We start from the raw sequence: 21,915 nt of genomic DNA on the forward strand, positions 1-21,915 counted from the left end.
GACAATAAAAACCCCGCCCCTTATAAAAGGGACGAGGACGATTTCGCGGTACCACCCTGATTATCATACCCGAAAATATGATCACTCAAATCGGAATAACGGTCCGGCACCGGCACACCTTTACAGCTTAAGCTGGTCCCGGTGGCAGCTCACGGGGTGAACTTCAACAACCATTTACCCATCTGCGCTTTCAGTCAAGGCGCGGACTCCCTTTCGGCTCATGTATTGTTTACTTTTCCCGATCATTGCTTTTCATTTCTGTTCATAATGACTAGTATACCCGATTATGATTTGTTCATCAACAACATGCTGTTTTTCACACTTTGGAATACGTATATAATAGAATCCCCGTTGCAACCGCAACGTTAAGCGATTCCGCTTTACCGTGCATTGGAATCTTGACCGTATTGTCCGCCATCGCAAGCAATTCCGGATTGACGCCGCTGCCTTCATTTCCGACAATCAATGCAAATTCAGCTTGTGGCCAGATATCGGAATGATTCACAGCATTTTTCAATCCCGTTCCCAAAACTTGAATGCCTGCTTCTTTCGCCTTAGCCGTCCATTCAATTAGATCACCTTTGACGATTGGGATATTGAAATGAGAGCCTTGTGCAGATCGTACTGTTTTCGGGTTATATGAATCGGCGGTCCCCACCCCAAGAATAACTGCATCCATTCCTGCAGCATCTGCCGTTCGAATCATCGTACCGACATTACCGGGATCTTGGACTGCGTCAATTAATAAAAGTTTTTTCCACGAAGAATAATCTTCTTCAGCGTGCTCTGGCTGACGGCAATGTGCATAAATACCTTGCGACTGCTCCGTCTCTGAAATTTCTTTCGCAATTGCCTCTGTTATCTCAACTCGTTTTACACCCTCAATAGACCATCCTTGAGGTATTTCTACACCGTCACGGGTGATCAACGCGAGAATTGTCCCATTACTTTTTAATGCTTCTTCAACGAGATGAAAGCCTTCGACAAGGAATTCTTTCGACTGATCGCGTTCTTTTCGTGTTGTGACAAGCTTTTTCCAATGTTTCACGAGTGCATTTTGTGATGATTCAATGCGTTTCATATGTACGATACCGCCTTTTTCTTTTCAGTGTATCAAATGACGGTATAGTTGGCGATATTTGTGTCCAAAATGAAAGTGGGAGGTTGATAAAATGGATTTTCAAATAAGAGATGCAATTTCAGCAAACATGACGAATAATACAGCGGAAGATATCCGTAACGTTGTGGAAGATGCCATTAAGCGAGGTGAAGAGCACCTGTTACCTGGACTTGGGGTGTTTTTCGAAAAGCTGTGGAACCATTCAGGAGAACAAGAAAAATCTAAAATGGCTGGTGAATTAGCGCAAGTATTTGCGGCCAGCTGAATCTTTCGTGTTTATTCACCTATTACAGTGTTAAGGTAAAGCCGCTCTTTTGTTGAGCGGCTTTTATATTTTTAGGATTATGCATTTTTCACAAAGAAATCAAAGCCCATAGCCGTCGCGATGCCAAATACGAGCGTCCATAATGCAATACTGATCATCATCCAGATTGTTGTGTTCACTTTGCTTGCTCCAAACAACAACCCGATAAACGCCGCAATATGCGTTCCTATTAAAATTGGACCGAGTAGCGCAAGTCCTGGCATACCGTATTTATTCCAAACCCGTTTGCCCCGTTCTGCCCGCTTCGAATCTCCTTTGCCGTCCTTCTTTTTCCGCGACTCCATCCATGCCTTCACTATTTGGAAGGCAATAATGAGCAAGAGTACTGTAAGCATGTTTCCCACAAATGCGAGGATCATGACCCAAACTGGGGACAGCCCGCTAACGATGCCAAGCGGGATGACAAGTGCGATTTCTAACCACGGAATAGCTGCACCTAGAAACACTAAAAAATATTCCAACATTAGTCATCCTCCGATACATAGTTTTTAGATGTATCCTAAACTTAACATAGAATACGGTATTAACATTCGGTTAAGTTTAATGTACAAAAAAGCCCAGGTATCAAAACCTGGACTCGTTAACCTATGAAAGTACTTACACTTACATTTTTGGTGCAGTAACGACTTTCGATTATGTTATGACCGGCATGGAGCTTGTTATGCTCGCCATGAGCTTACTTATGACCGGCACGAAGCCTGTTATGCTCGCCATGGAGGCCCTTATGACCGCCATGAGCCATATTATGACCGGCACATGCTACTCACACAAAAACCGAACTCGTTAACCTATTTTATTGTAACAATGAAGCAAGTACTGCTTTTTGCGCATGCAGTCGATTGCCCGCTTGCTGGAAAACATACGAATTCGGGCCATCAATAACAGACGTCGCAACTTCTTCTTCACGGTGTGCAGGTAAGCAGTGCAAGAACATATAATCTTTTTTCGCATGAGCGACCAATCCGTCGTTAATTTGAAACGCTTTGAATGCTTCTAGGCGTGCAGCCGCTTCTTCTTCCTGGCCCATACTCGTCCAAACATCTGTATAAACGACATCAGCCCCAGCAACAGCCTCCACTGGATCCGTTGTTTCAAAGACACTGCCGCCATTTTTAACAGCAATGGCTTTCGCTTTCACTAAGAGGTTCGGATTGTATTCAAACCCTTTTGGCGTTGCGACAGCTACGTGCATACCCATATGTGCTGCTGCAATGACAAGTGAATGCGCTACATTATTGCCGTCACCTACATACGCTAACTTCATTCCAGCTAGTGAACCTTTTACCTCCAAAACTGTCAGCAAGTCCGCAAGTGCCTGACACGGATGGAAAATATCCGTCAAGCCATTGATGATTGGAACTGAAGTGTGTAGCGCCAGTTCCTTCACCATTTCATGTGAATTCGCACGGATCATGACGCCGTCCAAGTACTCAGACAATACATGACCTGTGTCATACACGGACTCCCCACGGCCGATTTGCAAGTCACGTGCATTCATGAACATTGCATGCCCGCCTAGCTGAATCATACCCACTTCAAATGAAATACGTGTACGCGTTGAATGCTTCTCAAAAATCATCCCCAGTGTTTTTCCAGCCAATAAATTCGGCATCTTGCCAGCAGCCATATCCTTTTTCATGGCATCTGCTTTATACAATAAATACGATACCTCTTCATGTGTATAATCAAGAAGTGTAAGTAGGTCTTTCCCTTTCAATCCTTCTACTATTTTCGCGTTATCCATTTCAACCATAACCATTCCCTCATCCCCTATCGTTTATTTCAATTGGTATCTCTGATTATAGGTATGCATAATTATAAAGTCAAGTGTATCTTTATAGATTTATTCGAATAAAAAAACTGCCCAAGCCATTTAATTGGACTGAGCAGTATAATGGTTCAATTATTCAAATGTAATCTTATTCACTGTGTCACGATCTAATTTCTTAATGACTGCGACAATCAGTTTAACCGTATTTTCATAATCGTCACGATGCAGAATACCTGCATGCGAATGTATATAGCGCGTTGGAATACAAATTGCAAGTGACGGAACGCCATTACCCGATAGGTGAATTGAACCTGCATCCGTTCCCCCACCTGGAATTGTTTCGAACTGATAAGGAATGCCATTTTCTTCAGCTGTATCAACAACAAGTTCACGCAATCCTTTATGCGATACCATTGAAGCATCAAACAATAGAATTTGTGGACCATCGCCCATTTTACCAGTAGCTTCTTTAGACGTAACGCCCGGCGTGTCGCCAGCGATTCCTACGTCAACTGCAAATCCGATGTCCGGCTGAATTTTCGTTGCTGCTGTTCGCGCACCTCGAAGACCGATTTCTTCTTGTGCAGCCCCTACTCCGAAAACGATGTTTGGATGTTGTTCATCTTTAAGCGCTTTCATTACATCGATTGCTATTGCACAGCCAATACGGTTGTCCCACGCTTTTGCAAGAAGGTATTTTTCATTATTCATCACTGTGAATTCGAAATACGGTACAACCATATCTCCAGGTAGAATGCCCCACTCCATTGCTTCTTCTTTGGAAGTTGCACCAATGTCAATGAACATATCTTTACTATCAACTGGTTTTTTACGCGCTTCCGGCGATAAGATATGTGGTGGTTTAGATCCAATAACACCTGTTACTGTATCCCCTTTGCGAGTAACGATTGTCACGCGCTGTGCAAGCATTACTTGTGACCACCAGCCGCCTACTGTTTGAAATGATAGGAAACCTTTATCGTCAATTTTAGAAATCATAAATCCGACTTCATCGAGATGTCCTGCCAACATAATTTTCGGGCCGTTTTCCTCGCCTGTTTTCTTGGCGATTAATGAACCAAGACCATCCTGTTCAATTTCATCTGCAAATGGCTCTATGTACTTTTTCATTACTTCGCGAGGTTCACGTTCATTACCAGGTATTCCTTTTGCGTCTGTAAGTTCCTTCAGCATCACTAACGTTTCATCTAATTTCGTCAATTACTTCGACCTCCTAAATAGTTTGTATATGTGTAGTATATGCGAAAAGTGTATCATTATCAAAACATTTAGGATTGAGAATCAAATAAACGAAAAATGACTTGCTGGTTCAACTAGTAACGAATCCAAGATTCCTGATTGCTTGTTCATCATTTTTTTCTTTACTTCCTCAAGTACTTCTACATACAAATAAATGGTACAAATCCTCTATAACGGAGAATTTATGATTACCTCTAGTAATGAACAAAACCTCTCCATAAAAACAGCGTTACCTCAACTATAAAGGTAACGCTGCCGTTGTTTATTCATAAGTAATAGGCCATTCTCTTCCCAACTGAACTTACAGCAATTCTTTCCGCAAATCAGCAGCACTTTTCGGAGATAGCAATCCAGGCGCAATGTCGAAAACTGTTTTCGCACCCGTCTCACCGTTTTGATGCAATCTATAAGCTGCGCGAGCATAGGCCACGAGTACGCTCGATGTGAATTCAGGGTTGCTATCGAGTTTCAAGGAGTACTCCATCACTTGTGCACTGCCTTCCCCTGTCTTGCCGCTGCGAATCACGAAACCGCCATGTGGCATCGCCGAGTGGTCCCGTTTTAATTCTTCATCAGTAATGAAAGTCACTGTAGTATCGTAGTCAGTGAAATAGTCAGGCATTGTGACAATCGTTTCTTTCACTTTATCAGCGTCAACGCCTTCATTTAAGACAACATAACATTCACGGGTATGTTTTTCACGCGTAGTTAGTTCAGGTAACGAACCGCTGCGTACCTTCTCTACAGCTTCAGGTACAGGAATTGTATATTGGACAGCACCTTTTACGCCTTCTATTCTTCTAAGCGCATCCGAATGGCCTTGGCTCAACCCTTTCCCCCAAAACGTGTATGTAGCACCTTCAGTTAAAACCGCTTCGCCGTATAAACGATTAATGGAGAATAAACCCGGATCCCAGCCGACAGATATAATGGCTGTCTTACCATTCGGTTTCGCAGAAGCATCGACTGCTTCAAAGTACCCCGGGATTTTCGCATGCGTATCGAAGCTATCCACCGTGTTGAATAGAGCTGCTAGAGCTGGTCCTTGTTCTGGCAAATCGTTTTTCGAGCCGCCACAAAGAATTAGGACATCGATTGCGTCTGTAAATTTATGAATGGCATCCATCATATGAACAGGTACATTGCCATTTAGCAATTTCACGTCTTCCGGATTCCTTCTTGTAAACACACCGACAAGTTCCATATCTTTGTTTTGACTGATTGCAGATTCAACACCGCGTCCCAAATTTCCGTAACCTGCAATTCCAACTCTAATTGTCATCGTCGTATTTCCCCTTTCAATCTGTTGCATTCAATTTCAGCAATTTATAGTATAAGTTTATCTCTTTGTTGGTCATTTTTCTATATAACTCGTCCGCTTTCATAAAAAAATCTTCATCAATAGCAACGAACCCATAGTCATCGCCATTTTGTCTCAGCACAGGAAGGCCCTCGTACTTTAAGGGATAGCCGCCGTCCTCGCGAATAAACCCTTTTAACGAGTTCATATATTTCATAATTTCACGATGCAATTTTTCATTACCATGCATTGGTTCAGATGATGTAAAGATAAACGTCGTCGTCTCACCGTATGAACCCGTTCCGCTAGAATCAGCCACATTTTCTGCAATCCACCCAGTAAACCTGCCTTTGACACCTAGACGACTAATCTTATCAAATGCTGAGCTTAAAATTTTAATTTTAATGAAAGACAAGTCTGATTCCTCTTCCTTCAGCTTCTCATTATCAAAATGAATGACCCATCCCGCAGTCGTCATTTCACGATCTGTTACGCTTTCCAGCCCTATGAATGGTCCAGATTTCCTGGGTTCATCACTATACAACTCTGCGAAGGTGATTTGCATATCTTCTTGGATCGTTGCCGGCATATTTACAATCAGTTGCCTATCTATTGTGAACACTTCATTCACAACCCGCCCAAAATAGAATGGAATCTCCTTTTGAACACTGATTAATGCTGCAGCCAACCTGGATTTCTCGTCATCAAAACGGATATTTAGCATAAATGGAATTGTATCCAACTGACCTTCACTCTTCCAAATAATTGCTTCCATCACTATCCTATCAATGGATGATTGCGCGTGCTTTACTGCAATACCCGCTTTGATGATTTCCTCCACATCGAAATGATCCGTTAGAAAGAACAATTCAATAGATGTATCTGTTTTAATATGCGGTATTAGTGACACTCCTGCAGCAAATGATTTATGAACGCCCATATATTCAGGTTGTTTCAAATTTGGGGTGGGCATGTCTACTAAATCCCTCGCATAAAACGGTTCGTAATAATGCTCCAATTCTAGCTGAACGAAAATATATTGCTTTTCGATTTCATTTACAATTTGGCTATCATCTTGTTTTTTAAATAATTTTTCAAGAAAGCCCACTACCCATTTCCCCCTTTACTCATTCATATATTTCATTAATCTTATCGTTATCCTCTATTAATTGCCAAAGAATATATATTGTTCACAATCTATCCTTTTCCCCTTAGGTCTAAATAATGCTAAAGTATAGGGTAGGATGATATCTATCAATTGAAAAGAGGCTTCATTATGCGTGGTTTTGTTTACCTCATCGTTTTCTTCTCGTTTTTTGATTTATTTTCGCAACTGCCCGTCATGAGCCCATTTGCATTATCTCTTGGCGCTACGCCATTTTTGGTTGGACTTGCGGTTGGTATCTATTCATTTTCAAATACCATCGGGAATATCATTTCCGGTTTCATGACTGACAAAAGAGGACCCTTCCTTATACTTGTACTTGGACTTTTCGCTTCGGCACTCTCTCTCTTCCTCTACGCATTTATTGATGGACCCGTGTCATTGCTCGGTGTCCGCTTTGTTCACGGTTTCATGGAAGGACTGATTGTCCCGGCTGCGTTCACCTTCTTGGCAAACCGTGCAGAAGAATCTAAACGAGGTAAAAGTGTCGCGATTTCGGGTGCCTTCGTTGGATTGGCAGCAATTATTGGTCCAGCGTATGGCGGCATTGTAGCTGCTAAAACGAGCACACCTTTCATTATGGCGGTCAACGGAGGCATAATGATGCTACTGGCAATACTTGCTTTTTTTGTTCTCCGATCGTTTACATATGTACGAAAACTGCCCTCAAAAGGAGCTGACAATTTCCGTGTAAAAGACCTTTTCCAACATCCTGGGATGGTCAGGGCATTTGCCGGGGCATTCTTTTTAATGTTCTCACAAGGTGTACTCGCTCTTGTGTTGCCTTTAAAAGTTGAATCACTTGGATTTGATACGAAAACCACTGGTTTGTTACTAAGCACATTCGGTGTCGTAGCTATTCTTATCTTTCTATTGCCAATCAATCGAGTTTTTGACCGCGTGCGACCAGTTGTGACACTCGCATTCGGAATAACACTTATGGGATTAAGCATGTTGTTCTTGAGTCAAGTTGAGGAATTGAACTACTTATATTTCGCGATGTGTATTTACGGGGCTGGATTCGCTTTCCTCTTCCCATCCATTAACTCACTGTTAATCGATTCATCATCTCCTGAATTTCGTGGGAAAGCATATGGTTATTTTTACGCGTTCTTCTCGATTGGTGTCGTTGCTGGTTCAAGCGTGATTGGATTCTTGGACTTGGAATACCGAGCCGCTTTCATGCTGACAGGATTCATCCTGCTTGCAGTTGCTTTATATGCCTTGATCGGATTGAAGAACGAAAGTTCTATTGACAAATCGTCGCACGTCCTATAATGTCAGATACGAAATGAATACCCTGTTCGGGAGAGGTTCATAGCGACCCTCTATAAAAAACTATGGATGACGGAATTGACACCATGTGCATTCGATGTGGTTCTTTTTCCCGGCACCTATGGACCTCCCTGACAAATTATACGGGAGGTTTTTTTAATTGGCTGGAAGAGATGAAGCAACACTGACCGACTTAACTTTGCTCGGCAATCAAAACACGAAATACTTGTTTGAGTACAATCCCGATATCTTAGAGGCAGTTGACAATATGCATGTCAATCGCGATTACTTCGTGAAATTCAACTGTCCGGAGTTTACATCACTTTGTCCGATGACAGGGCAACCCGATTTCGCGACGATGTATATCAGTTTTGTACCGGATAAAAAACTTGTGGAGAGCAAAGCACTCAAGTTATATCTATTCAGTTTCCGAAATCACGGTGATTTCCATGAAGACTGCGTCAATATTATTATGAATGATTTAATCAAACTGATTGAACCGCGTTATATCGAAGTGTGGGGAAAATTCACTCCGCGTGGCGGCTTGTCAATCGATCCTTACTGCAACTATGGGAAACCCGAGACGAAATATGAACAGATGGCGGACCATCGGATGATGAATCACGATATGTATCCGGAAAAAATCGATAACCGATAAGAAGAGGTGCAAAAAATATGCTCTATTATTTGAATGGACTTTTCGTCGGATTATTGATTTTGTCCAATATTTTAGCTGTAAAATTATTCAGTATCGGTGAATGGATTGTGTTGCCGGCGGCTGCTCTCATTTACGTTTGTACCTATCCGCTCCTGGATGTCATAACGGAGGCATATGGAAAAGAGGCTGCTAGACGAACCGTTTTGACAGGGTTTATTGCACAGCTATTTGCAATTTTTTTCATCTGGATTGCCATTAAGTTACCTGCAGCCCCCTTCTATGAACACCAGGAATCGTTCGAAACGATTTTCAGCGCGGGCTTCCGTGTGACAATCGCGAGTTTGGTTGCTTACCTTATAAGCCAGAACCTCGACGTTGCGATCTTTGACAAACTAAAAAAACGACATGGCACAAAGAAATTGTGGGTCCGCAATAACGCATCCACAATGGTAAGCCAGCTTGTCGATACGGCTATTTTTATTTCGATTGCTTTTTACGGTACAATGCCACTAGGCGTTTTAATTGGAATGATTTTCAGTCAATACATCTTCAAGTTTATTGTCGCAATCCTAGACACGCCTATTGTTTACGCACTTGTTGCGTTATGCAGAAGAACGGAACAAATCGATAAAACGAATACGATAACCGCACACAATTAAAGCGACATTCCATTATTCTGAATAAATAAGGGGCAGGTACCATCTCGAATTGAGATAGTACCTGCCCCTTTTAATCACACTAGAGTTAAACGTTTTGCATTTGAAAAGTCTTGATTTCTTCCATAAAAGCTTCTCCGTATCTTTCCAATTTCGCAAGCCCAACACCGTTTACTTCAAGAAAATCATCATTTGTAATTGGCATTCTTGCTGCCATATCACGTAATGATTTATCTGAAAAGACGACGAACGGCGGTACACCGGCTTCTTGAGCCAGTTTCATACGAAGTGCGCGGAGCTGGTCGAATAGCGGATCATCATTCGCAACTTGCGTTGTAATAACAGTCACTTTGCGATTAACAGTTACCTTTCCAGTCAGCACATCTTTCCCTTGTTCACTAACATAAATGGTTGGAAATTGCCCATTCTCTACGCCTAGATAACTTTCCGAAATGATGAACTCGATGAAATCAGAAATATCTTTTGCGCTACGCCCTTTCATCAAACCATATGTCGTTAATTTATCGAAACCGAATTCAATGACTTTCTTATTCCGAGATCCTGTTAATACTTGTGCAATCATGGCCTTGCCGAACCGTTGTCCCATTCGGATAACACATGACAATACTTTTTGAACATCTTCAGTCACATCTGTACTTTCACGTGTGTCCGTACAATTTGCACAGCGACCGCAGTTCTTCACATCTGTCTCTCCGAAATACAAAATAATGAATTTCTGAAGGCATGTTTCCGTATGGCAGTAGTCAATCATCGACTGCAATTTTTCAAGCTCTGCCGGGATTCTGCTTGGGTCTTGTGATTGATCAATTAGGAAACGCTGCGTCTGGACATCCTGTGATGAAAAAAGCACAGTACAAGCACTGTCAAGCCCGTCCCTTCCTGCACGCCCTGCCTCTTGATAATAGCTCTCCATGTTTTTTGGCATCTGGTAATGAATCACATAACGGATATTGGATTTATCAATCCCCATACCAAATGCATTCGTCGCAACCATTACGGAAGCCTCGTCATTCAAAAAGCGGTCTTGCCCAGACTGGCGTTCAATATCTCCAAGTCCTGCATGGTATTTCGCAACTGACACGCCACTTTTCTGAAGGATATCATGCACATGATCAACCGCTTTTCGTGTCGCAGCGTAAATGATGCCCGCTTCTCCTTCATTTTTCCGGACATATTCTTTGACGAATTTCTCACGGTCCTGTCCTTTAACCACAGAAAAAGTAAGATTTGCCCGTTCGAAACCAGTCATCACCGTATTATTTTCACTAATCCCAAGCTGCCGGCAAATATCTTCTCGAACAGCAGGTGTAGCGGTAGCTGTGAGCGCGAGTAGAACTGGTTTTTTATCAAACAATGAAACGATACTGCTTATATTACGGTAACTTGGACGGAAATCATGACCCCATTGCGAAATACAATGGGCCTCGTCGATTGCAACCATCGGAATTGTCATCCGGCGCAACTGGTTTTTAAATGCTGATGAATCAAGACGCTCGGGTGCCACGTATAGGAGTTGGTATTCACCCAGAACGGCTCTTTCCATCGTTTCGAAATATTCCTCAGATGACATTGAACTGTTAATGTATGCCGCCGGAATTCCTGCCTGATGGAGCGCATCGACTTGGTCTTTCATCAATGAAATAAGGGGTGATATTACAAGTACTGTGCCATCCATCACAAGTGCAGGTACCTGATAACAAACAGACTTCCCACCCCCAGTCGGCATGACGCAAAGCGTATCCTGATCGTTCATAACGCCTCGGATAACTTGCTCCTGGCCAGTTCTGAAAGAAGGATACCCAAAATATGTTGTCAATATCGATAAAGCTTTTTCGATTTGGATCATCTCCTAACTATATATCAAAGAAAAAAGCACCGGTTAATGGCGCTTAAAGTAGTATTATTTTTCAAAATATATGCATTCCTCATTGCCACGAGCATCTTCTATAAGAATATCAGATTAAGCGACATAATGGAATGAAAGTCCGTCAATCTTAATAAGGATTTTCAACTGGCAGAGGCACTTATCGGAAGTTTGATTTCTACAGTCGTTCCATAACCCTCTGTACTCTTGAATTGAATAGATCCATGATGGTTTTCAATAATTTTATAACTAACCATAAGGCCTAGACCCGTTCCTTTCTCCTTCAGTGAATAGAATGGTTCTCCAAGCTTATTGAGACGTTCTGAGGGAATTCCAATACCCGTATCAGTAAGTGTTATTTTGACGACTTGTCCTTCTTCGACCTCTGTCCTTATTGTTATTTCTCCGCCGTTTGGCATTGCATCTATCGAATTTTTCATGACATTAATGAGCACTTGTTGAATTTGCATCGGTTCACATTGAATGAATTGATCTTCATCATCAAGTTTCATATTGAATGAAATACTATGTAGCATTGCTTCTTTTTCCATCAATAAAATAGTTCGGTTTATTTCATTATAAATGGATGCAGTCGTGAAACCCGTTCCGCTACTCGGTTTTGCAAGTTGAAGAAATTCTTCTATAATCATTTCAATTTTAATAAGCTCTTCTGCCATAATGGCACCAAACGTATTTTCCGGTCCCATTGAAAGTAATTGAATAAACCCTTTTATAGTTGTTAATGGATTTCTAACTTGATGAGCAAAGCTTGCAGATAATTGCCCAACAATATTAAGCATGTCCCACTTTCTAAGAAGCTCATCTTGCATTTTTAGTTTAGATATATCCTGTGTAATTGAAACATACCTCACAACTTCTCCCACTCCATCAATAACAGGGGTAATCTTTGTTCGAAGCCAGCACACTTTTTCATCCTTATTTAGCACGCGATACTCGACTTCGGTCATTTCGTTAGATAACTCCTCATAAAAACGAGACAATTCGATTTTATCTTCTGGATAACATGTTGAGACAAAAAGTGCAGGATCTTTCATTAATTCTAAAACAGATATACCGATAAGTCGTTCTATACCAGGACTTACGTAAAGATACATCCCCTTTTTAACATCATACTGGCATACTCCAAATTCCAAATTTCTCGTAATATCCTTTATTAATACTTCCTGTTGCAAAATATTTGCCAACTGCTTTTCAACAAACGTTTTCATCTCTAGCGTTTCTTCAAGCTTTCTTGAAAGCGTAAAAACGCCTTGAATCATTCCGTCGTTATCAAAATCTGGCAAGAATACGATATTAACAGGAAGCATAAGTCCATTTTTCGTTATTCGCACAGTATTCAATTGGACTACTTTTTCCCCATTCACTAGCCGCCCCTTAATTTCTATAAGTTCGTACATAAGAAAATCAGGAACCAATGAGGCTTTCTTCCCTTTTAGCTCTTCGCGTGTCCATCCAAAGAGTTCAATATAGGCGTCATTAACGCCAACAACAGTCCCGTCAAAATCAGTATTGATAGCTGCGCTATCCGTAATGTCAAATATCGTAATTTCTTTATCGATTAACGCGCGTTCAACTGACGTATAGGCGAACGTATCTACAATCGGGATTGCATGTATAAGTACTTCATTCTGAGAAATCCACCTACATACATTTACATAAAACGGCAAGCCATTACCTATACTTCCAGTGAATCTGCAAGTAAATGGGATTAAATTCTTGTCATAACATCCAAGGATTCGCTCGATGAATAACAACCGATCATCCTCATGAACAAATTCATAGATAGATGTACCAATTATAGAAGGGATTTTTTTCTCGGAAATAGTACAAAAATCTTTATTCGCATTCAGAATCACTCCACTTTCAGTCAAACTGAAAATAACTTTTTCAACATATGCACTTCCAGTATTAAGACCCTTATCTTCATGCAATACATAAGAATTCGGCATCTATATCCCTCCCTTTTGTCGAAGCAAATAGTATTCTAGCTATTATTTTAACATACTTTTCATGGATGTCGCAATAATCTAAAATGGTATTTTTCATATTAAAAAATAATCATATTCTGTTTTTCATTCATCCATATGATTACTGCAAGATCTGCGGGTAACCTTTTTCCTAATTCTTCATAAAATATCCCACGACCGAAAATCCAATCGTGGGATAGTACGATACCTATTAACAAATCTATGACGCCTGCGCAACAAATCTCTTTAGAATTTCGTAAATATCGCTGTTTGGCTATTGGTTAGCGTACAATCGCCTACACATACCGTCGATATACCTTGTTGCGATCATACGAATAGACGACTTGTAAATTCTCTACATACGTTTCTAAATGTACAATTCGTCCCCATAATTGATAAATATAAGGTAGCACACTTTCTAAATACTTAAGGTCCAGTTCGGTACCTTCGTATTTATGCACCAAATACAGTTCTCCATTACGCAAGTAATCCCCATTTTCAACTACTATATATGGAAAACCACCGTTTACGCGCATAGAGACTAATTGATTTCTTACGTCTTCATAATCTTTAGTGGTAATTTGATAGTTGCCGCCCTTTTTTTCAAATAGATATAAATCTTCCTGCTGAACCAACTCTTTGGTGACATAGTTGCGGATAAAGGATATATCCGATTCAATTTCTCTCACTTCAAAAATTTTTTCTATACCTGTATTAGGCTGTACCCCTAATCTTCTCATTTTCTCCGTTGGACTATTATATCTCTTTTCAATATCTTCGTAGATTTTCAATCCCAGATAATAGGGATTGATGGAGGTTTTTGAAGGCTGGATAACATTTGCATTCAATGTAGCAAATTCAATTGTTTCATCTGACGTTAAATCCATTTCCCTCAAAATGCGTTGATGCCAAAAAGATGCCCAACCCTCATTCATAATTTTCGTTTCAAGCTGCGGCCAAAAGTAGAGCATTTCCTCACGCATCATCGTTAATATATCACGTTGCCATTCTTCCAGTTCACGACTATATTCTAAAATAAAAAGTAAAATGTCTTTTTCCTGGTTTGGAGGTACTTTCTTTCCCTTTGGAGTTGTTACTATCTTCGCTGCCGCTTTTCTATCCAAATTCCATAAATCATCATAAGGCGTTTTCCGTATAATTTCTTCCTCAACACTTTCCTCATTCAAGTCATCGGCTGGCCGTTGATGCCTTAGGATAGAAGGATCTATATGTTCCTGAATGGCTAATACGGCATCTAAAAAATGTTCGACCTCTTCTTTACCATGAATCATTTCATAATTCGCAATGCGTTCAGCCGTCGCAGTCATACTCTCTACCATGTCTTTTCTTGTATTAGAGAATCGGACATTATTTTTGAAAAAATCACAGTGGGCAAGAACATGGGCAACAATAAGTTTGTTTTGAATAAGGCTGTTCGTATCCAGTAAAAACGCATAACAAGGATTAGAATTAATAACTAATTCATAGATTTGACTCAAACCAAGATCATACTGAAGCTTCATTTTATGAAACTGCTTTCCAAAACTCCAATGAGTAAAACGGGTTGGCATCCCATACGCCCCGAACGTGTAAATAATATCGGCAGGGCAAATTTCATACCGCATCGGATAATAGTCGAGACCAAATCCAGTTGCGATTTCTGTAATTTCATCAATCGCACGATGAAGCGCTTTTATTTCCGTCAATCGAATCCCTCCGAGTTTTTATGAAAAAAGCTTTTAAGCGCATAGTAGACATCTCGTTTTTCTTTCAATACATAATGACGGAATTTCGGGTCATCGATTTTTTTAAATGAGGACATCATTGTTGAAAAACGGTTATAGGCATTAACTTCACCGTAACCAAACATATTGGAAACAGCCATAATTTCTTGAACAAGCTTTATGCATTTGTCGTTATCAGACGACATATTCTCGCCATCAGAAAAGTGAAACGGATAAATATTATAACGTGCCGGATTGTATTTCATCTCAATCAACTCTAGTGCCTTTAAATAGGCCGACGAACAAATGGTACCCCCACTTTCTCCTTTTGAGAAAAAGTCTTCTTCCGTCACCACTTTCGCTTCTGTATGATGCGCAATAAATTCAAACTCAACTGTTTCATATTTCGTTCGTAAAAAGTTTGCCATCCAAAAGAAGAAACTTCTTGCCATCATTTTTTCAAAATTACCCATTGATGCACTTGTATCCATCATTGCAAGAACAACTGCTTTAGATTCTGGCTTTTTTACATCATCCCATGTTTTAAATCGTAAATCGTCATTGTTGAATGGAGCAATTTCAGCTTTACCTTTTATTGCATTCCTTTTAATAGCTGTTAAAATCGTTCGTTTTTTATCGATATTTCCGATAAGCCCTTTTTTACGGATATCATTAAACTCGATTTTTTCAGCTGTGTTTTCAGCTTGCTCTTTTTGTTCCAAATCCGGTAATTCCATTTCTTTAAACAAGGCATCTTCTATTTCAGCAATCGAAACTTCCGCCTCATAATAATCTTGCCCCGCTTGGTCCCCTGCTTGTTTTCCTGTACCGGGGCCACTTTTCCCCTGTGATCCATCTTTCGCAACCACATCACCTACCTGACTATCGCCATTTCCTTGCCCAACATGCTTTGATTTGTCGTGATTGTACCGAATTTTATATTCATCAAGCGATCTTATGGGGATTTTAATAACATCCTTACCTTTTGACAAGATAATACTTTCCTCACTGATTAAATCCGGTAAATTATTGTGGATTGCTTCTTTTACTTTATCTAAATGACGTTTCTGATCTTGATGTCCTTTTCGGTGGAGAGACCAGTTTTCTTGCGAGATAGCAAAATGTTCATTGTCTTTTTCATTCATCATCATCCACACCCATCTTTTATCCAATGTTTGCCGCTGATTTTAGAAAAGAACAAGACTAATGCTGCATCAGTCTTGTTCTCATCTCTTCCTGGTATTATCGATTTAACAAACTACCGACATAGCGTAGTAATTCATTTGCAGATATAGAATTATAACCATGCTCATCAATGAGCCTTGCAATCACTTCGTTCACTTTTTTAAGATGCGATTCATCCGGTGTTTTTGATGAAGTGGTGATTTTGACGACGTCTTTTAGATCAGCAAACAGTTTCTTTTGAATGGCTTCCCGCAAACGTTCATGAGAATTGTAGTCAAAACGTTTCCCGCTTCTCGCATAGGCAGAAAGCCGAATGAGGATTTCCTCTCTAAACGCTTTTTTCGCATTTTCCGAAATGCCGATTTGTTCCTCGATGGATCTCATGAGTTTTTCATCCGGATTCATTTCTTCTCCTGTTAATAAATCCCTCAATTTATTTTTATTGCAATAGGCCTCTACGTTATCAAGGTAGTTATCCATCAGCGAAATAGCAGATTCTTCATAGGAATATACAAATGCTTTTTGCACTTCTTTCTTGGCAATTTCATCAAATTCTTTTCTTGCGATTGCAATATAGTTCATATATTTATCACGGTCTGCCTGCGAAATAGAGGCATGCTGGTCTAGCCCGTCTTTCAATGAACGTAAGACATCAAGTGCATTGATTGAAGAAACTTCTTTCCGTATGATAGCTGAGGAAATACGGTTAATGACATAACGCGGATCAATACCATTCATTCCTTCATTCGGAAATTCCTTCTTCAATTCCTCCACATCCATTTGATTAAATCCTTCTACATTCTCCCCGTCATAGAGACGCATTTTCTTTACAGTATCAACTCCTTGTTTCTTGGAGTCTTCCAATCGTGTCAACACTGAAAATATCGCCGCTACCTTTAAAGCATGTGGAGCAATATGAACATGTGTCATATCACTTTCTTTAATCATTTTTTCGTAAATACATTCTTCCTGACTAACTTTTAGATTATAAGGAATCGGCATCACAATAATTCTGGAGTGAAGGGCCTCGTTCTTTTTATTGGAAATAAATGACCGGTACTCTGTTTCGTTGGTATGCGCGACAATTAGTTCATCTGCGCTAATCAAGGCGAACCTGCCTGCCTTAAAGTTACCTTCCTGGGTGAGCGATAATAAGTGCCATAAAAACTTCTCATCCAGCTTAAGCATTTCCTGAAATTCCATCATACCTCTGTTTGCTTTATTCAATTCACCGTCAAAGCGATAAGCACGCGGATCCGATTCGGAACCAAATTCGGCAATTGTGGAAAAGTCGATACTACCCGTTAAATCTGCAATATCCTGTGATTTTGGATCGGAAGGTGTAAATGTTCCAATGCCTACACGTTTGTCTTCTGAGAAAAAGATTCGTTCTACCAGTACATTTTCAATTTCTCCGTCGTATTCTTGTTCCAGCCGCATTGAATTCAACGGCGACAAGCTGCCTTCAATACGAATACCATACCCCTCTAAAAAATCTTTGCGCAAGTTCTGCGGGATTAAATGCAGTGGATCTTCATGCATTGGACAGCCTTTGATGGCGTAAACCGCACCCTCGTCTGTTTTGGAATAGTTCTCAAGCCCACGTTTCAATAACGTCACGATCGTAGATTTACCACCACTCACGGGACCCATCAATAACAGAATCCGTTTACGAACCTCTAGTCTTTTAGCTGCAGGATGAAAGTATTCTTCTACAAGTCTTTCGATTGACTCTTCCAGTCCAAAAATCTCTTCTCCAAAAAATTGATAGAGCCTGTTACCGTCTTTCTCCACTAACCCAGAGCTTTTAATCATATTATAAACACGTGAATGTGCAGTTTGTGCGACTTCTTTTCTGTCCTTAACTATGGTTAGGTACTCAGCAAACGTGCCTTCCCACTTAAGTCTGTTTTCTTCTTCTCGGAAGTTTCTCACTTTGTTTAATATATCCATCAATTTCCCTCCAGTCAGGGCATGTTTTATCCATAGTATGCGAGGGGAGAAGTTATAATGACGGTCAATATGAAAAGTGCCACATCCAGAAACGGTTCAATCCGTTTCTGAATGCGGCACTTTTCACTAATTATTAACGATTGATGCTTTGTTGGGTGAACTGAACATATTCGCGACGACGATACCTGTAAAGAAAGCAATGACACTCATAACAAATGGCGTTCCACTTTCGGGAATCCCTGGATAGATGACGAATAACGAACCGACAATAAGTCCGATAATCACAGCAAATGTGATGTACATAAAATGCTTAAGCAAATAACTGATTGCTTTGCTGCTGACGATGAACCCGACAATGACTCCCGCACCGATAACGGCTATTATGGGTAAATTAAAGTTCGATAATGCACCAATTGCCGTCGAGTAGACGCCCAATATCAGCAAAATAAATGAACCGCTAATGCCTGGCAATAGCATGGCCATGCTTCCCGCCCATCCAGCGAAAAAGAGCCCAATCGCGTTGGAGGCCGTCAAGGATGTAATAACAGCGGTATCTTGTGGTTTAATGAATGCCAGCGAAGCGAGTGCTGCTCCAACCAACAGAATAACTATGAAATGTTTCCATGTAAAATTCCTCTTCACACCCGCTTGCTTTGTAATGAAAGGTAGCACACCAATGACAAGCCCCATAAAGAAAAACTGAGTAGGTGCAGGATGATTTTTAAGCAAGTATTCGATTACCCTACTGAACAGTAGAAGTGTAGCACCAATTCCAATCCCTAGTGGCAGTAAAAATCCGATGTGTTTTTTCCAATTGCGGCTGAAAAATCCGCTAATCGCTGCTAATAATTCATCATAAATCCCCAAAATGAACGCAATTGTTCCTCCGCTCACGCCAGGAATAAGATCGCTTATCCCCATAAAGAATCCGCGATATAAATTTCTCCATTGCATAACTATAGTTCCTCCAATTTCAATTGAATGGTATAAGTATAACACTTTAACGGGTCTACGGGTAAGGGGGAGAAATGACAATTTAGGGCAACGACATGTAAAGCTAAGCATCCTTATTGTATAGTTAACTTTACAAAAGGAATAACTTACTATACAATCTATCTAACATGCAGTAAGGAGGAATCTATTTGCTTACAAACCGCGTGAAGGAATTAAGAGCGCGTTTCAATTTGACACAAAGTGGACTTGCCGAAAATGTCGGGGTAACAAGACAAACAATCGTCTCGCTAGAAAAGGGCAGCTACACCCCTTCCCTGTTGCTAGCTATGAATATAGCGGAGGTGTTTGATATGCCGATTGAGAGGATTTTTTCGAAGGAGGAGAAGAAGAAATGAGTATGTACATTACAGTGTTTCTAAGGATTATGCTACTGCTATCTTTCTCGGTAATGGTTTTTGATTTTTTAAGGGTTGAGCAGCTATTTATTCAAATGGACCGGGGCTATATTGATGGGTTTGAAGTCTTTATTACAAGGTGGCCAGGGGTTATTTTTATAATAATTGCCATTTTATTTGTCATCATAAATATCGTACAATTTATTCTCGTCCGTAGAAACAAACATTCTATCTTGAATGCATTCTTAGCAGCAGAATATGATGTTTCAGATGAACGAGCTGTTCAAATTACACATAAGGCAGTCAGTAATGCATTCGTCTTTATTTTAGTTTACTCATTTTTCATAATTGGTTCTTACATGTTCATCCCAAATTATTTTGTTGACTACATTTGGTATCCACTCTTTACAACGGCCTCTATTCCTATAGTTGGATTGCTGACGTATTTGATTTCATTTAAAGTACTACAACATAAATAAAAGGTAGGGGATTTCAGATGAGAAGCTTAACAATAGCTATATCTCTTAGAGTTTTGGTAACTATCACATTTAGTCTTTATGCATTCAGCATTTTTAATTATGATTCACCTACTTCACTCAGTAGCTCAAACAGTAGCTCAAGACTATATATCATGCTTTCCTTTTTGATTGTCCTAGGGCTCATTCATTTTCAACAGTATAGATATATAAAGAACAGCCCTGACGGCCGATTTGTTATGAAGGAAATGATTTTGCCTGAATTTAATTCGAATGATGAACGGGAAGCAATAATAACTGGAAAAGCGGCAAAAAATGCTCTTTTAGCCATACTTATTCTCACGCCTATCGCCCTAGCGACAATGGCATTAATGCTAACTTTCGAAGGGAAGTTCCCAATTATGTTGACTATACTTACTGCTGCATCCATCCCGATTACCGGTTTGATCACGTATTACTTTTCCTATCGCCATCATTATTTACAATAAGTACCTGACGATACACTTTCAGTCCAAACACAAAAACGCCTAAACAGGTTCATCTGTTTAGGCGTTTTCCATTTAAACCGCGTGTGTTTTATTTTTACGACGTTCAATTTCTTCAAGACGCTCATCATATTGCTCTACTGTTAAGTTATGCTCAACGAAGTAACGGTTTCGTGGGTGTGTACGGCATTCGTCCGTACAGCTACGCATATACAAATACTCGTTTTCTTCAGAACAAATGATTTTTGCGTTACATATAGGATTCGCACAGTTCACATAGCGCTCACATGGAGTGCCATCAAAATGATCACGGCCAACGATTACATGCTCCACTTGATTGATTGGAACTGCGATTCGCTCGTCAAATACATAACATTGTCCGTCCCAAAGCTGGCCTTTGGCAACAGGATCTTTTCCGTACGTGACGATTCCTCCGTGCAATTGACCAACATCTTCGAAACCTTCACGTACAAGCCAACCTGAGAATTTTTCACAACGAATTCCACCAGTGCAATACGTCAGGATTTTCTTCCCTTCGAACTGTTCTTTATTGTCGCGAATCCATTCAGGCAAATCGCGGAAGTTTTCAATCTCTGGACGAACTGCACCACGGAAGTGTCCAAGATCGAACTCATAGTCATTACGTGCATCGATGACAACTGTATCTTCATCTTGCATCTGCTTGTAGAACTCTTCAGGGCTTAAGTAATTGCCCGTTAATTCATTTGGATTAATATCATCAGGCAAACTCAAGTTAACGATTTCTTCACGAGCTCGCACATGCATTTTTTTGAATGTATGTCCATCTACTTCGTCGATTTTGTAAACGACATCTTTGAATCGATCATCGTTTCTCATCATGTTCATGTACGCTTCCGTTTGTTCAACAGTTCCCGAACATGTACCATTGATGCCTTCAGTACCTAAGATAATACGACCTTTTAAACCAATTTCATTACATGCCGCCAAATGTTCAACAGCTAACGTTTCAGGATCTTCAATCGATACATATTTGTAATAGAGAAGAACCTGGTATGCGTTTTTTTCCATTCATTCCAACCACCTTGTTTTTATAATTGCATGTTATAGCAACAATCGGCTCGGATTATTCACAAATAATTGTAAATATACAAAAGCAAACCCGTATTTGCAAGATCCGGGACGCTGATATTATAGCACAAACAGACAAAAGCGCAAGCGCATGTACAAATAAATGCAATCTAAAGTCACCGCGTCATTTGGCAAAGACTGCATGAGCTACGTCCTGTAGGCCCGCGGCAAGCATAAGGCGGACTAGCGAAGCTGTGTTTTCCACCCGGGAAGGATGCAATTTTAATCCT

General features: G+C 40.4%; 20 protein-coding genes, 1 riboswitch and 1 other annotated feature. Of the genes, 7 read left to right on the top strand and 13 right to left on the bottom strand.

All coding sequences use genetic code 11. The features are described 5' to 3' along the window. Positions 1–24 precede the first annotated feature (24 nt). Positions 25–255: a binding site (T-box leader), on the bottom strand. Positions 256–316: 61 nt separating this feature from the next. After that, the gene (locus I2484_RS01850; protein ID WP_207149329.1) at positions 317–1,081 is read right to left on the bottom strand and encodes a TrmH family RNA methyltransferase; all 765 of its coding nucleotides are present in this window, start codon (positions 1,079–1,081) and stop codon (positions 317–319) included. 91 nt (positions 1,082–1,172) lie between these two features. Here I2484_RS01850 and sspI point away from each other — a divergent pair, with 91 nt between their 5' ends. Further along, positions 1,173–1,385 (top strand): small acid-soluble spore protein SspI, encoded by a 213-nt coding sequence (sspI, locus tag I2484_RS01855; RefSeq protein WP_207149330.1) that lies wholly within the window; start codon positions 1,173–1,175, stop codon positions 1,383–1,385. Positions 1,386–1,462: 77 nt separating this feature from the next. Here sspI and I2484_RS01860 read toward each other — a convergent pair whose 3' ends face one another. From I2484_RS01860 to I2484_RS01880, 5 genes are all read right to left on the bottom strand, one after another. Beyond that, the gene (locus I2484_RS01860) at positions 1,463–1,909 is read right to left on the bottom strand and encodes a small multi-drug export protein (protein ID WP_207149331.1); all 447 of its coding nucleotides are present in this window, start codon (positions 1,907–1,909) and stop codon (positions 1,463–1,465) included. A gap of 329 nt (positions 1,910–2,238) precedes the next feature. Further along, complete coding sequence (argF, locus tag I2484_RS01865; protein WP_207149332.1) at positions 2,239–3,204, bottom strand: ornithine carbamoyltransferase; 966 nt, start codon at positions 3,202–3,204, stop codon at positions 2,239–2,241. 144 nt (positions 3,205–3,348) lie between these two features. Then, positions 3,349–4,437, bottom strand: coding sequence for a M42 family metallopeptidase (locus I2484_RS01870; RefSeq protein ID WP_207149333.1), 1,089 nt, complete (start codon positions 4,435–4,437; stop codon positions 3,349–3,351). Positions 4,438–4,777: 340 nt separating this feature from the next. Beyond that, on the bottom strand, positions 4,778–5,758 hold the full coding sequence (locus I2484_RS01875; protein WP_207149334.1) for a diaminopimelate dehydrogenase: 981 nt from the start codon (positions 5,756–5,758) through the stop codon (positions 4,778–4,780). A 16-nt stretch (positions 5,759–5,774) separates the two neighbouring features. After that, positions 5,775–6,884 carry a hypothetical protein gene (locus I2484_RS01880; protein WP_207149335.1) on the bottom strand — a complete coding sequence of 370 codons (1,110 nt, stop codon included), beginning with the start codon at positions 6,882–6,884 and terminating at the stop codon, positions 5,775–5,777. Between the two features lie 168 nt (positions 6,885–7,052). Here I2484_RS01880 and I2484_RS01885 point away from each other — a divergent pair, with 168 nt between their 5' ends. The 3 genes from I2484_RS01885 (at position 7,053) to I2484_RS01895 (ending at position 9,533) form a co-directional block, all read left to right on the top strand. Then, complete coding sequence (locus tag I2484_RS01885) at positions 7,053–8,219, top strand: MFS transporter (RefSeq protein ID WP_207149336.1); 1,167 nt, start codon at positions 7,053–7,055, stop codon at positions 8,217–8,219. Between the two features lie 26 nt (positions 8,220–8,245). Next, positions 8,246–8,289: riboswitch (PreQ1 riboswitch) on the top strand. An 87-nt stretch (positions 8,290–8,376) separates the two neighbouring features. Next, entirely contained in the window at positions 8,377–8,874 is a 498-nt protein-coding gene (queF, locus tag I2484_RS01890; protein ID WP_207149337.1) for a preQ(1) synthase, read from the top strand. 17 nt (positions 8,875–8,891) lie between these two features. Continuing rightward, a complete protein-coding gene (locus I2484_RS01895) occupies positions 8,892–9,533 on the top strand; it encodes a queuosine precursor transporter (RefSeq protein ID WP_207149338.1) in 642 nt (213 codons plus the stop codon). Between the two features lie 85 nt (positions 9,534–9,618). Here the strand turns inward: I2484_RS01895 and recQ are convergent, their stop codons facing one another. The 6 genes from recQ to I2484_RS01925 form a co-directional block, all read right to left on the bottom strand. Continuing rightward, entirely contained in the window at positions 9,619–11,397 is a 1,779-nt protein-coding gene (gene recQ, locus I2484_RS01900) for a DNA helicase RecQ (protein ID WP_207149339.1), read from the bottom strand. Between the two features lie 161 nt (positions 11,398–11,558). Beyond that, positions 11,559–13,385 carry an ATP-binding protein gene (locus I2484_RS01905; protein WP_207149340.1) on the bottom strand — a complete coding sequence of 609 codons (1,827 nt, stop codon included), beginning with the start codon at positions 13,383–13,385 and terminating at the stop codon, positions 11,559–11,561. 314 nt (positions 13,386–13,699) lie between these two features. Beyond that, positions 13,700–15,109 (bottom strand): SpoVR family protein, encoded by a 1,410-nt coding sequence (locus I2484_RS01910; RefSeq protein WP_218627893.1) that lies wholly within the window; start codon positions 15,107–15,109, stop codon positions 13,700–13,702. Continuing rightward, positions 15,106–16,272 carry a sporulation protein YhbH gene (gene yhbH, locus I2484_RS01915; protein ID WP_207149589.1) on the bottom strand — a complete coding sequence of 389 codons (1,167 nt, stop codon included), beginning with the start codon at positions 16,270–16,272 and terminating at the stop codon, positions 15,106–15,108. The genes I2484_RS01910 and yhbH overlap by 4 nt, the downstream gene beginning before the upstream one ends. Before the next feature lie 97 nt (positions 16,273–16,369). Further along, a complete protein-coding gene (locus I2484_RS01920) occupies positions 16,370–18,265 on the bottom strand; it encodes a PrkA family serine protein kinase (protein WP_207149341.1) in 1,896 nt (631 codons plus the stop codon). A 126-nt stretch (positions 18,266–18,391) separates the two neighbouring features. Next, positions 18,392–19,219, bottom strand: a complete 828-nt coding sequence (locus tag I2484_RS01925; protein WP_207149342.1) for a DUF368 domain-containing protein — start codon at positions 19,217–19,219, stop codon at positions 18,392–18,394. 188 nt (positions 19,220–19,407) lie between these two features. On the opposite strand from I2484_RS01925, the gene I2484_RS01930 reads away from it, so the two are divergent. From I2484_RS01930 to I2484_RS01940, 3 genes are all read left to right on the top strand, one after another. Then, positions 19,408–19,614, top strand: a complete 207-nt coding sequence (locus tag I2484_RS01930) for a helix-turn-helix transcriptional regulator (RefSeq protein WP_218627894.1) — start codon at positions 19,408–19,410, stop codon at positions 19,612–19,614. Further along, positions 19,611–20,093 (top strand): hypothetical protein, encoded by a 483-nt coding sequence (locus tag I2484_RS01935; protein WP_207149343.1) that lies wholly within the window; start codon positions 19,611–19,613, stop codon positions 20,091–20,093. Before I2484_RS01930 ends, I2484_RS01935 begins: the two co-directional genes overlap by 4 nt. Positions 20,094–20,329: 236 nt before the next feature. Next, the gene (locus I2484_RS01940; RefSeq protein ID WP_207149344.1) at positions 20,330–20,578 is read left to right on the top strand and encodes a hypothetical protein; all 249 of its coding nucleotides are present in this window, start codon (positions 20,330–20,332) and stop codon (positions 20,576–20,578) included. A gap of 72 nt (positions 20,579–20,650) precedes the next feature. Here I2484_RS01940 and trhO read toward each other — a convergent pair whose 3' ends face one another. Further along, the gene (gene trhO / locus I2484_RS01945; protein WP_207149345.1) at positions 20,651–21,625 is read right to left on the bottom strand and encodes an oxygen-dependent tRNA uridine(34) hydroxylase TrhO; all 975 of its coding nucleotides are present in this window, start codon (positions 21,623–21,625) and stop codon (positions 20,651–20,653) included. Positions 21,626–21,915: the final 290 nt, after the last annotated feature.

The organism is Sporosarcina sp. E16_8 (genome assembly GCF_017347095.1).
GTDB lineage: Bacteria > Bacillota > Bacilli > Bacillales_A > Planococcaceae > Sporosarcina.